Source organism: Methylobacterium adhaesivum, assembly GCF_022179065.1.
Lineage (GTDB): Bacteria > Pseudomonadota > Alphaproteobacteria > Rhizobiales > Beijerinckiaceae > Methylobacterium > Methylobacterium adhaesivum.
Genome location: NZ_BPQD01000039.1, coordinates 163,726 through 176,763 on the forward strand (window position 1 = coordinate 163,726; position 13,038 = coordinate 176,763).

The 13,038-nt window shown below is 70.5% G+C and carries 7 protein-coding genes and 1 pseudogene; 2 read left to right on the forward strand and 6 right to left on the reverse strand.

Translation table 11 applies throughout. The annotated features are described in order from the left end of the window. The first annotated feature begins 173 nt into the window (after positions 1 to 173). Positions 174 to 1,346, forward strand: coding sequence for a hypothetical protein (locus MFF01_RS20320; protein ID WP_238228091.1), 1,173 nt, complete (start codon positions 174 to 176; stop codon positions 1,344 to 1,346). A 7-nt stretch (positions 1,347 to 1,353) separates the two neighbouring features. Here MFF01_RS20320 and dprA read toward each other — a convergent pair. The 4 genes and pseudogenes from dprA to MFF01_RS20340 form a co-directional block, all read right to left on the reverse strand. After that, positions 1,354 to 2,522 (reverse strand): annotated as a pseudogene (dprA, locus tag MFF01_RS20325) (DNA-processing protein DprA). 113 nt (positions 2,523 to 2,635) lie between these two features. After that, on the reverse strand, positions 2,636 to 3,244 hold the full coding sequence (gene plsY, locus MFF01_RS20330; protein ID WP_238228092.1) for a glycerol-3-phosphate 1-O-acyltransferase PlsY: 609 nt from the start codon (positions 3,242 to 3,244) through the stop codon (positions 2,636 to 2,638). Further along, positions 3,241 to 4,542, reverse strand: a complete 1,302-nt coding sequence (locus MFF01_RS20335) for a dihydroorotase (protein ID WP_238228093.1) — start codon at positions 4,540 to 4,542, stop codon at positions 3,241 to 3,243. Before MFF01_RS20335 ends, plsY begins: the two co-directional genes overlap by 4 nt. Before the next feature lie 5 nt (positions 4,543 to 4,547). Further along, the gene (locus MFF01_RS20340; protein WP_238228094.1) at positions 4,548 to 5,495 is read right to left on the reverse strand and encodes an aspartate carbamoyltransferase catalytic subunit; all 948 of its coding nucleotides are present in this window, start codon (positions 5,493 to 5,495) and stop codon (positions 4,548 to 4,550) included. Positions 5,496 to 5,750: 255 nt separating this feature from the next. Between MFF01_RS20340 and topA the strand changes: the two genes are divergently transcribed. After that, positions 5,751 to 8,516, forward strand: coding sequence for a type I DNA topoisomerase (gene topA, locus MFF01_RS20345; RefSeq protein WP_238228095.1), 2,766 nt, complete (start codon positions 5,751 to 5,753; stop codon positions 8,514 to 8,516). Between the two features lie 112 nt (positions 8,517 to 8,628). On the opposite strand, the gene parE is transcribed toward topA, so the two are convergent. Together parE and MFF01_RS20355 are read right to left on the reverse strand one after the other, a co-directional pair. Further along, positions 8,629 to 10,689: a DNA topoisomerase IV subunit B gene (gene parE, locus MFF01_RS20350; protein ID WP_238228096.1), complete on the reverse strand. Its 2,061-nt coding sequence runs from the start codon at positions 10,687 to 10,689 to the stop codon at positions 8,629 to 8,631. 250 nt (positions 10,690 to 10,939) lie between these two features. Then, a complete protein-coding gene (locus MFF01_RS20355) occupies positions 10,940 to 12,934 on the reverse strand; it encodes a PhoX family protein (RefSeq protein ID WP_238228097.1) in 1,995 nt (664 codons plus the stop codon). Between the last annotated feature and the right edge of the window lie 104 nt (positions 12,935 to 13,038).

Consider the following 13,038-nt stretch of genomic DNA (forward strand, 5'->3'; position numbering starts at 1 on the left):
CCGGCTCGTTTCTTTCTGTCTGGACTTGAGATAGGAAGTCGTTGTCCGTCATGACGTGTCGAAGCGCACGCAACCTCCTCACCCTGGGGGATCGGTCGCGCTCCGGACCCTCGCCCGGACCCCGAATGGCTCCACGGCGAGCGATGGCAGCGGACGAAGCAGGGAAACCGGGCATGGGTCGGCAGACGGTCGAGGGAGGGGTCGGGCGACGGGTCCGCGCGGCCTGCGGCGCCCTCATCCTGTCCGTCGCGGCCGGCGCGGCGGCCAAGGCCGAGGGCGTCGATCCGCGCATCCTGCCGGCCCATCCGGCCTACGCCCGCAACCCCGAATGCGGTCCGGTGCGGATCGCCCTGCCGCCCAGCACCCACCGGCTCCCGGGCGGGGTTCTGATCTCGCCCAAGCCCACCGAGATCCCCGTCGGGCAGGGCGACAGCGCCATCTGCTTTGCCTACGCCACCGCCGACATGATCTCGCAGCGCGTCGGCCGGGCGGTCTCGCCCCTGGACGTGGCGGGCAAGTTCTACTTCGCCGATCCCGCCCGGCTCGCATCCCTGCCCGATCCGGCCCTGAGGGCGCATCTGAGGGCGCATCCGGCCTACCCCGCCGACATCGCCTGGGGCCGGAACGCCGCCGACATCAACCCCGTCGGCAATCCAGGCCTGCAGCCGTATTTCGACAAGCTGGAGGGGGGCGAGGAGGATGCCGCCGCCCTGCTCTACAACCTCGGCGGCCTGTGCGAGGAGCGCGACCTGCCCTCGCACGAGGGCTACGCGCATTTCCTCCCCACCTACGCCGCCCTGCGCTACGGCGCCCCCTTGCGGGCGCCGAACCAGTGCCCGCGCCGCGTCGGCGCCACGGTGGACAAACTCCGCTCGCGGCGGGCGGACGCCTTCAACGACGCGTGGCTACGGCGGGTCGAGACCCTGTGCCGGCGGCTCCCCCTGCCCGTGCCCCTGCTGCCGGTCTCCTCCCGCGTCGCCGCCAACCAGCTCGACTTCATGGCGATGCTGGAAGCCGGGAAACCGCCGGCGCGCCGCGAGATCGCCCGCCTGCTGGCCCGGGTCGATTACGCCCTCGACCATGGCCGGGCGCCGGCCATCGGCTACAGCTGGTACATCCTGCAGGACCGCGACCCGAAGGATCCGGACCTCGCCGCCGACCATTCGAGCGTGGTCATCGGCCGGCGCAAGCGAGCGGGCACGTGCGAGTACCTGGTCCAGGACAACACCGGCGAGTATTGCGCCCGGATGCGGGCGGGCATCCGTGCACGCTGCCACAACGGCCGGATCTGGCTGCTGGAGGGCGAGCTGCGGCGGACCCTCTACAGCGTGATCTACCTGCGCTGAGGCGCCCTCACCCCACGAGCGATACTGCCCCGCTGCCGTGCCGCTCGATCCGCCCGTCGAGTTCGAGTTCGAGGAGCGTCGTCTGTACCACCCGCACACTCAGGCCCGCCGCGCGGGCAAGGTCGTCGGTGCCGATGGGGTCGGGCTGAGCAGACCGACGAGGCGGGCGCGGTCGTCCGTGGGTTCGGGCGGGTCGAAGGACTCCGCCGCCATCGGCAGTACGATCCCGTCGACGTCGAGTTCGTCCCAGAAGATCGGCGCGTCGGCGAGATCCGGACGGTCGAGGGCGAGGGGCGCGGCGCCGAACAAATCGCGATCGACCAGGGGGGCCACCGCCTCGAGGACGTGGGCGGCTTCCGCCACCAGGGTAGCGCCCTGGCGGATGAGATCGTTGGTGCCTTCCGCGCGCGGGTCGAGGGGCGAGCCCGGCACAGCGAAGACCTCGCGGCCCTGCTCCAGGGCGAAGCGGGCGGTGATGAGGGACCCCGAGCGCCGCGCCGCCTCGACCACGACGGTGCCGAGACTGAGCCCCGAGATGATGCGGTTGCGCCGGGGGAAATCGCGCCCGCGCGGCTCCCAGCCCATGGGCATCTCGGCGACCACCGCCCCGCCGGCCTCCAGGATCGCCTCGACGAGGGCGGCGTGGTTGGTCGGATAGATCCGGTCCTGGCCGCCGGCCAGCACCGCCACGGTTCCCGGCCGGAGGGCGGCCTTGTGGGCGCGGGCGTCGATGCCGCGCGCCAGTCCCGAGACCACTACGAGACCGGCCTCCCCGAGGTCGCGCGACAGGCGCTCGGTGAAGTTCAGGCCGGCGGCCGACGCGTTGCGCGAGCCGACGATGGCCACGGCCGGCCGGTTCAGGACCGCCGGGTCGCCGCGCACGGCCAGGAGCGGCGGCGCCGAATCGGTGGCCTGGAGGAGTTTCGGATACTCGGCCTCGCCCAGAGCCACGAGGCGCACGCCGAGGCGGGCGGCGGCGGCGAGCTCTGCCTGCGCCTCGGCGCGGGTCGGCGGGACGACGCGCCGGCCGGCGCGACCGCTGAGGGTCGGCAGGGCTTCCAGGGCGGCTCCGGCGCCGCCGAAGCGGTTGATCAGGGTGCGGAAGGTGCGCGGGCCGATGCCCTCGGCGCGGATGAGGCGGAGCCAGTCGAGGCGCTGGGCATCGTTGAGTTGCATCCCTGCCCCCATCGCAGCCGGGCGGCGGGTCCGAGTGTCTCTCACAAAACGCCCGGGGCACCGTCCGGCTCAAAGCGAGAACCGTCCGGAGTCGGGAGTTCTGCAAGGCACTCCTAGCCCTTCTGCCCGATGCGCCCTTCCGTGCCGGCGCGGAGCCGGCGGATGTTGGGCGCGTGCTTCCACCATAGCAGGGCTGCGAGCAGGAGGAAGAGCCATGCAACCCCCGGCTGTCCGAGCGCCCACAGGACGACGGGCGTGGCGGCCGAGGCGGCGAGCGCTGCCAGCGACGAGTAGCGAAAGCCGAAGGCAAGGCCGAGCCAGATCGCCGCGAAGGCGAGGAGCCCCACGGGGCTGAGAGCGAGGAGCACGCCCAGGAAGGTCGCCACGCCCTTGCCGCCCTTGAAGCCGAGCCAGACGGGGAACAGGTGGCCGAGGAAGGCCCCCAGGCCAGCCGCCAGGGCCGGCTCCAGGCCGAAATGAAGGCCGGCGAGGACGGCGACCGTGCCCTTCAGGGCATCGCCCAGGAGGGTGGCGGCGGCCAGCCCCTTGCGGCCCGTGCGCAGGACGTTGGTGGCGCCGATATTGCCCGAGCCGATGGCCCGCACGTCGCCGAGGCCGGCAAGCCGCGTGAAGATCAGCCCGAACGGGATCGCGCCGAGGAGATAGCCCCCGGCGAGACCCGCGAACAGCATCGGCAGGGAGGCCGCCTCGGCCGGGGTCATGCGAAACTCCGGTCGCGGAACACGATCCGGCCGCCGACGAGGGTGAGCATGGCGGCCCCCTGCAGCCGGGCCTCGTCGAAGGGCGAGTTCTTCGAGCGCGACTTCAGGCGGCGCTTGTCGAGGACGTAGGGCACGTCGAGGTCGATGAGCGTCAGGTCGGCCGGCGCGCCCAGGGCGAGGCGCCCGGCCTCACGGCCGAGGATTTTTGCCGGATGCGCCGTCAAGGCCGTCAGCAGGCGCGGCAGGGCGATGTCGCCCGTGTGGACGAGGCGCAGGGCCGCGCCCAGCAGGGTCTCGATGCCGAGCGCTCCATCAGCGGCCTCGGCGAAGGGCAGGCGCTTGGTCTCGACATCCTGCGGGTTGTGGTCCGACACGATCACGTCGACCACGCCCTCGTTCAGAGCCGCCACGAGGGCAAGCCGGTCGGTCTCGTGGCGCAGGGGCGGCGAGAGCCGGCAGAAGGTGCGGTAATGACCGATATCGCCCTCGTTGAGAACGAGGTTGTTCACGGACGCGCCGCAGGTGACGGGCAGGCCATCCGCCTTGGCACGCCGGACGATCTCGACGGAATCGGCGCAGGAGATCATCGCCGCGTGGTAGCGGGCGCCGGTGAGGCGCACGAGGCGGATGTCGCGCTCCAGCATCACCGTCTCGGCCTCGCGCGGGATGCCCAGCAGCCCGAGCCGCGAGGCCATCTCGCCCTCGTTCATCACGCCTTCGCCGACGAGGTCGGGCTCCTCGACATGCTGCATGATCAGCGCATCGAAATCCCGCGCATAGGTGAGGGCCCGGCGCAGGACCTGGGCGTTGGCGACGGCCTTGAGCCCGTCCGTGAAGGCGACGGCGCCGGCCTCCTGCAGCAGGCCGAACTCCGTCATCTCACGGCCGGCCAAGCCCTTGGTGATGGCGGCGGCCGGCAGGACATGGACGCAGGCCGTGTCGCGGGCCCGGCGCAGGACGAAATCGACGATGGCCGGCCCGTCGATCACCGGGTTGGTGTCGGGCATGCACACCAGGGTGGTGACGCCGCCCGCCGCCGCCGCCGCGCTGGCGGAGGCCAGGGTCTCGCGGTGCTCCGCCCCCGGCTCGCCCACGAAGGCCCGCATGTCGATGAGGCCGGGGGAGAGAACGTGCCCGGCGCAGTCGATGGTCTCGGCGCCCTCGGGCGCGACTAAGGCGGCCCCCCAGGCGATATCGGCGATGCGACCCTCGCGCACGAGGACGTGGCCGGGCGCCTGCCGGCCGGCGGCCGGATCGCACAGGGTGGCGTTGGTGAGGAGAAGCGGGGGCTGGGACATCGGACTCACGCGTTCGGCAGGTGCGTCGCCAGGGCTTCGAGCACGGCCATCCGCACGGCCACTCCCATCTCGACCTGCTCGCGGATGAGGGACTGCGCCCCGTCGGCCACCTCCGAGGAGATCTCGACGCCGCGGTTCATCGGCCCCGGATGCATCACCAGGGCGTCGGGGGCGGCCAGCGCCAGCTTGTCGCCGTCAAGGCCGAAATAGCGAAAGTACTCCTTCACGCTCGGCACGAACGAGCCGTTCATGCGCTCGCGCTGGAGGCGCAGCATCATGACGATGTCGGCCCCGGCGAGCCCCTTGCGCATGTCCGTGAAGACCTCGACGCCGAAGCGCGCGAGGCCCGTGGGCAGCAGCGTCGAGGGACCGATGACCCGGACGCGGGCGCCGAGCGCCTGGAGCAGGATGATGTTGGAGCGGGCGACGCGCGAATGGAGCACGTCGCCGCAGATGGCGACCGTGAGGCCCTCGATCCGGCCCTTGTTGCGGCGGATGGTCAGGGCGTCGAGGAGCGCCTGGGTCGGGTGCTCGTGGGCGCCGTCGCCGGCATTGACCACGGCGCAGTCGACCTTGCGGGCCAGGAGATGCACGGCGCCCGCCGCGTGATGGCGCACCACGATAATGTCGGGGCGCATGGCGTTGAGGGTGGCGGCGGTGTCGATAAGGGTCTCGCCCTTCTTCACCGAGGAGGAGGCCACCGACATATTCATCACGTCGGCGCCCAGCCGCTTGCCGGCGAGCTCGAACGAGGCCTGCGTCCGGGTGGAGGGCTCGAAGAACAGGTTGATCTGGGTGCGCCCGCGCAAGGTCGTGCGCTTCTTCTCCACCTGCCGCGATAGGGCCACGGCGGCATCGGCCCGTTCCAGCAGGGCCTCGATGTCGGGGCGCGACAGCCCCTCGATGCCGAGGAGGTGGCGGTGGGGGAAGCCGGGAGTCGGGGCGCTGGTCATCACGGAGCCAATCTTCACGGGGTCATGCGCTACAGCGGGCGCGCAGCGCCCGCAAGACGAAGGCCGTGCGGGAGCGGGCCGGCACAACCGGCAAAGTGTCCCCATTTGACATCGCCCGAGGGTTAACCCACTTCATGGCCCGCGACAGGCCCCTCCCCCCGGGAGGCGGCCCGCCCCGCCGCTTCCGCCGCAGCGCATCCGCGCACGCAACCGGTCGTTGCGGACGAGACCCTCCCGAGAGGCCGGAATTCCTCCATGAAAGTCGTCGTCGTCGAGTCGCCGGCCAAGGCCAAGACGATCAACAAATACCTGGGGCGCGACTATGAGGTGCTCGCTTCGTTCGGGCACATCCGCGACCTCCCGGCCAAGGACGGGTCCGTCGATCCGGAGGCGGATTTCCACATGCTGTGGGAGCTCGACGACCGGGGGTCGAAGCGCGTCTCGGACATCGTCAAGGCGCTCAAGGGGGCCGACGGCCTGATCCTGGCGACCGATCCGGACCGCGAGGGCGAGGCCATCTCCTGGCATGTGGTCGAGGCGCTGAATGCGCGCCGCGCCCTCAAGGGCATGCCCGTCGAGCGGGTGACGTTCAACGCCATCACCAAGGCGGCGGTGGACACCGCCATGCGCAACCCACGCCAGATCGACCAGGCTCTCGTCGACGCCTACCTGGCGCGCCGCGCCCTCGATTACCTCGTGGGCTTCAATCTCTCGCCCGTGCTGTGGCGCAAGCTGCCCGGCGCCCGCTCGGCCGGCCGCGTCCAGTCCGTGGCCCTGCGCCTCGTCTGTGAGCGCGAGCGCGAGATCGAGGTGTTCAAACCCCGCGAATACTGGTCCCTCGTCGCGACCCTGGCGACGGAGGCCGGCGCGATGTTCGAGGCCCGGCTCACGGGCGCGGACGGCCGGAAGATCCAGCGCCTCGACGTCGGCACCGGCGAAGAGGCGGCGGCGTTCAAGCGCGACCTCGAACTCGCGACGTTCTCCGTCGCCACCGTCGAGGCCAAGCCCGCCAAGCGCCACCCCGCACCGCCCTTCACCACCTCGACCCTGCAGCAGGAAGCCTCGCGCAAGCTCGGGATGGCCCCGGCTCAAACGATGCGCGCCGCCCAGAAGCTTTACGAAGGCGTCGAGATCGGCGGCGAGACGGTGGGCCTCATCACCTACATGCGGACCGACGGCGTCGACATGGCGCCGGAAGCCATCGCCGACGCGCGCCGGGTCATCGCCAAGGAATACGGCGAGGCCTACCTGCCGGGGGCGCCGCGCAAGTACAGCACCAAGGCCAAGAACGCGCAGGAGGCCCACGAAGCCGTGCGCCCCACCGACATGAGCCGCCTGCCCAAGACCGTGGCCCGCACGGTGGATGCCGAGCAGGCGAAGCTCTACGAACTCATCTGGATCCGCACGGTGGCGAGCCAGATGGAATCGGCCGAGCTGGAGCGCACCACCGTCGATATCGCCGCCGCGGTCGGCCCGCGCAAACTCGACCTCCGGGCCACGGGTCAGGTGGTGAAGTTCGACGGCTTCCTCACCCTCTATCAGGAGGGCAAGGACGACGAGGAGGACGAGGACGGCAAGCGCCTGCCGCCGATGAAGGCCGGTGACGCGCTCAAGCGCGAGCGCATCGCCTCGACCCAGCACTTCACCGAGCCGCCGCCGCGCTACTCCGAGGCGAGCCTCGTCAAGCGCATGGAGGAACTCGGCATCGGCCGGCCCTCGACCTACGCGGCGATCCTGCAGACCCTGCGCGACCGCGAATACGTGAAGATCGAGAAGAAGCGGCTCGTCGCCGAGGACAAGGGCCGCCTCGTCACCGGCTTCCTCGAAAGCTTCTTCAAGCGCTACGTCGAGTACGATTTCACCGCCGATCTGGAGGGACAGCTCGACCGGGTCTCGAACGCCGAGATCGACTGGCGTGAGGTGCTGCGCGACTTCTGGCGGGACTTCTCGACCGCCATCGCGGGCACCAAGGAGCTGCGCGTCACGGAGGTGCTCGACGCCCTCAACGACCTGCTCGGCGCCCACATCTTCCCCGAGAAGGCCGATGGCTCGAATCCGCGCACCTGCCCGACCTGCGGCGCCGGCCAGCTCTCGCTCAAGCTTGGCAAGTTCGGCGCGTTCGTCGGCTGCTCGAACTATCCCGAGTGCAAGTATACCCGCCAGCTCGCCGCGAACGGGGTCGAGGGCGACGGCGACGGCTCCTCGGAGAATGGCGGCCAGCCGGGTACGCGGGTGCTCGGCACCGATCCGGTCTCCGGCCTGGCGGTGACGCTGCGGGATGGGCGCTTCGGCCCGTTCGTGCAACTCGGCGAGGCCTCCACGGACAAGGAGGCGGCCAAGCCCAAGCGCTCATCGATCCCGAAGGGCCTGAGCCCGTCGGCGGTGGATCTGGAAAAGGCCCTGAAACTCTTGTCGCTGCCGCGTGAGGTCGCCCGGCATCCCGAGACCGGCGAGCCGATCCTGGCCAATCTCGGCCGGTTCGGACCTTACGTGCAGCACGGCAAGATGTACGCGAATCTCGGGCGCGACGACGACGTGCTCGAGATCGGCGCCAACCGGGCCATCGACATCATCGTGGCTAAGGAGCAGGGCGGGGGCCGGCGCGGCCCCGCCGCCGATCCGGGTCGGGCGCTCGGCACCCATCCCGAGACGGCCAAGCCCATCGTGGTGAAGTCGGGCAAGTACGGCCCCTACGTCACCGACGGCACCACCAACGCAACACTGCCGAAGACGATGGCGGCGGAAGACATCGATCTGCCGCAGGCCCTGGAGCTCATCGCCGCCCGCGAGGCGGCCGGGGGCGGAAAGAAGCGCGCCCCGGCCCGCAAGACGGCGGCGAAATCGACCGCAGCCAAAAAGGCACCGGCCAAGAAGGCGGCCGCGAAGAAGACGGATGGCGACGCGGACGACGCACCGGTGAAGAAGGCCGCCCCGCGCAAGGCGCCCGCGAAGAAAGCCGACGCCGAAGCCCCGGCCAAGAAGCCCGCCGCCCCACGCAAGGCAGCGGCCAAGAAAGCCTGATCCGGGTTTTCGAAGGGATCATCCCTTCGGCGGGTGTCGGGCAGAGCCCGACATCTTCCCAGGGCTCTGCCCTGGGGACCCGCGAAGGGCTCGGCCCTTCGAGACCCGTACTTCAGATATCCAGCTCCGCGCCGTCCGCGAAGGCGGCACGCTCGGAGATAAAGGCGAAACGGGCCTCGGGCTTGTTGCCCATGAGGCGGTCGACGGCGTCGCCCGTGGAGGCGCGAGCCTCTTCCAGGACCTCGACGCGCAGGAGCGTGCGCTTCTTCGGGTCCATGGTGGTCTCCTTCAACTGCGCCGGCATCATCTCACCCAGGCCCTTGAAGCGGCCGATCTCGACCTTGGCGCCCTTGAACACCGTCTTGATCACCCGCTCCCGGTCGGCGTCGTCGCGGGCATAGGCCGTCTTGGCGCCGTGGGTCAGGCGGTAGAGGGGGGGAATCGCGAGGTAGAGGTGCCCCCGGTCGATGAGTTTGGGCATCTGCCGGTAGAAGAAGGTGATGAGCAGCGAGGCGATGTGGGCGCCGTCGACGTCGGCGTCGGTCATGATGATGACCTTCTCGTAGCGAAGGTCTTCCAGGCGGAACGCGTTGCCGGTGCCGCAGCCGAGCGCCTGGGTCAGGTCCGAGATGAGTTGGTTGGCGCCGAGCTTGTCGCGGCTGGCGGAGGCCACGTTGAGGATCTTGCCGCGCAAGGGCAGGATCGCCTGACTGGCGCGGTCGCGCGCCTGCTTGGCCGACCCGCCCGCCGAATCGCCCTCGACGATGAAGATCTCGGAGCCCGCCATGCCGGCCTTCGAGCAATCGGCGAGCTTGCCCGGCAGCCGCAGCTTGCGGGTGGCGGATTTGCGCGCGACCTCCTTCTCCTGCCGACGGCGCAGGCGCTCCTCGGCCCGGTCGATCACCCAGTCGAGGAGCTTGTTGGCCTGTGCCGGCGAGGCGGCGAGCCAATGGTCGAACGCGTCGCGGATCGCCGTCTCGACGATGCGCGAGGCTTCCACCGTGGCGAGCTTGTCCTTGGTCTGGCCCTGGAACTCGGGCTCGCGGATGAACACCGACAGCATGGAGGCGCAGGTCGCCATGACGTCGTCGGTGGTCACCGCCGTCATGCGTTTGGCCTGGTTCACGCGCTCGGCATGCTCGCGCAGGGCCCGCAGAAGGGCGACGCGCAGGCCGCTCTCGTGAGTACCGCCCTCGGCCGTCGGGATCGTGTTGCAGTAGGAGGCCGAGACGCCATCATCGACCACCATCCAGGCGACCGCCCATTCGAGGGACCCGTGGCCGCCCGGCTTGGTGATTTTCCCTGAGAAGATCGCGTCGGTGACGAGCTCCTTGCCCTCGAGGTCGCGGGCCAGGTAATCGCGAAGCCCCCCGGGGAACCGGTGCACGGTCTCGGCCGGCACGTCGTCGATGCCCTCCAGCAGGGAGGGTGCGCAGCGCCAGCGGATCTCGACGCCGCCGAACAGGTAGGCCTTGGAGCGCGCCATGCGGAACAGGCGGCGCGGATCGAACTTCAGGGCGCCGAAGATCTGCGCATCGGGGTGGAAACGCACCCGCGTGCCGCGCCGGTTCTGCACCCGTCCGACCGTCTCGAGCGGCCCCTGGACGTGCCCCCGCGAAAAGGTCTGGCGGTAGAGGGTCTGGCCGCGCGCGACCTCGACCTCGAGTTCGTTGGAGAGGGCGTTGACCACGGAGATGCCGACCCCGTGCAGGCCTCCGCTCGTCTCGTAGACCTTGGAATCGAACTTACCGCCGGCGTGCAGGACGGTCATGATGACCTCCAGGGCGGACTTCGTCGGGTATTTCGGGTGCGGGTCCACGGGGATGCCGCGCCCGTTGTCGGTGACGACGAGGTGGCCGCTCTCCTCGAGCTCCACCTCGATGAAGCTGGCGTGGCCCGCCACCGCCTCGTCCATGGAATTGTCGATGACCTCGGCGAAGAGGTGGTGAAGCGCCCGCTCGTCGGTGCCGCCGATATACATGCCGGGGCGCCGCCGCACGGGCTCCAGCCCCTCGAGCACCTCGATGGCGGAGGCGTCGTAGCCGGCTTCCGCCGAGGGGACGGGCAAGGGCCCGGGCGTGGGCACGGGTGCCGCCGCGAGCTTACGGCGCTCGGCGGGCTTCGCTTGGGGGGCCTCGCCACCGACGAAGAGGTCGCGTGCGGGGTCGCTCACCGGAGCGCCTCGCGCGAGGGCCGGCCCGACCGCGGGTTTCGCGGAGCGGATCGCAGAGGGGGACCGTGCAGCATTCGCCTTCATCCTCTGACCATACCGGAACAAACCGGAAACAGAAAGGGGTTCACGCCCTGGTGGGCCGGACCCCGAAGTCCGTCCCCCGTGGGGCGAAGCCACCCATGCATGGGCCAAAGGTGGTTAAGAAGGGCTGACGGCCTCAGGGCAAGCCTTTTCGCGGCGGGGTGCGGCCTCAGGTGCCGACGCGGCCACCCCCACGCTTCGTGATCGCCACCACGGCGGGACGGGGCGGCAGGGCCGGATCGAAATCCGGCCAGCGGGTGGACGGGGCTTCGAAGGTGGCGGGCGCGGCCTTCGGATCGTCCTCGTCGGCCTCGCCCGGATGCTGGACGGCGACGAAGAAGGTGGTGTCGTCGGGGGTGAAGTACGGCCCGCACATCTCGGCCCCGCACGGCACCCGGAAGAAGTGCTTGCCCGTACCGCGCCCCTGCCCCTCCGTCTCCATGGCCCAGATGCCATCGGCCCGGCCCGTGCGCGAGGCCGAGTTGCCGTCGGTGGCGACCCAGAGACGCCCCTGCCCGTCGACGGCGCAATTGTCCGGCATGCCGAACCAGCCGTCCTTCGTGGTAGCCGACGAGAAGGTGGCGCCGACCTGAGCGATGCTGGGATCGCCGCAGCGGACCAGGATCTCCCAGGCGAAGCCCGTGGCGGCATGGTCGCCGTCGTCGGGGGTGAGTTCGACGATGTGGCCGAAGCGGTTGTCAGCGCGGGGGTTCACGGCGTCGGTCTGATCCGGCTTTCGCTTCCCGTTGTTGGTCAGCATCACGTAGACCTTGCCGGTCTTCGGATTGGCCTCGACGTCCTCGGGCCGGTCCATCTTGGTGGCGCCCAGATGATCGGCGGCGAGCCGCGCCCCGATGAGCACGTCGGCTTGGGTCTGGAAGCCATTTTCCGGCGTCAGGGGCCCCTGCCCGAACACCAGGGGCATCCAGACGCCGCGCCCGTCGGCGTCGAAGCGGGCGACGTGGAGGGTGCCGGAATCGAGGAGATCGCGGTCGCCGCTGTCGGCCCGGCCCGTGGTGACGAACTTGTAGACGTAGTCGAAGCGCTCGTCGTCGCCCTGATAGACGACGTATTGGCCGCCCTTGGCGACGATGCCGGCGGCCCCCTCGTGCTTGAACCGGCCCATGGCGGTGCGCTTCTTCGGGGTGGAGGTGGGGTCGAATGGATCGATCTCCACCACCCAGCCGAAGCGGTTGGGCTCGCACGGCGTCCGGCCGATGTCGAAGCGCTCGTGGAACCGGCCCCAGGCATAGGCGGTGTTCGGCAGGTTGAAGCGCTTGTGGTTGGCGGCCTCGGCCGAATCCGAGGTGAGTTCGCCGGAGAAGTAGTAGTTGATGTTCTCCTCGCAGGTGAGCCACGTGCCCCACGGGGTCGTGCCGCCGGCGCAGTTGTTGATCATGCCATGCACCGCCCGGCCCGTGGGATCGGCGGCGGTCCTGAGGCGCTCGGAGCCGGCGGCGGGGCCGGTGAGGACCATCGGCGTCTCGGCGGTGATGCGGCGGGCATACCTTGAATCCGGCACCACGGCCCAGCGGCCATCCGTGCGGCGGATCTCGATGACCGAGCCGCCATGGGCCGCCATCTCGATGTCGACGAGGGCCTTCGTCATGCCCTTGAAGGCAATGTCCTTGAGATCCTGGCGTCCGAGGCCCGGGAACATGAGTTCCTCGTTGGTGTATTCGTGGTTGACGACGAGCAGGCCGTGGGCGGCCGGATCGACGGCGCCCGGCATGGGGAAGTAGCCGACGAAGTCGTTGTTGTAGCCGAACTGCTGCCCCTGCGCGGCGGCCGACTGGTTGTGCGGATCGAAGGCCGGCGCGCCCGGCAGGACGGGATCGCCCCAGCGGATGAGGATCTCGGCGTCGTGCCCCGCCGCCACGTGGTGGTGCGTGTCCGAGCCGGCCTCGACCTCCGCGAAGGGAAAGCGCGTCGGGGTGGGATCCCGGGCGGCCTGACCTTGCGAGCCTCTGGCCTCCCCGGCCGCGAGCGCGCGCGGCGTCACCACGGCGGCGATGGCACCGACACCGAGGAGGCCGCGTAGGAGGTCGCGCCGGTCGAAGCGCGCCGCGACCACGTCGCCGAAGGTGGCGTTGGAACTGGCGTTTGAGCCGGCATCCTCCGCCGCCTCGGCCGCCTGCGAGCGGGTTCGCATCGGCTGCATCATCCATCGGCTCCGTCTGGCGCTGAAAGCGGTCCTGCTAAGCACCGCCCATGGCAGCCGCATGACGGGTGGCGCCGAAATGGAGAAAGCCCGGCCTTTCGGCCGGG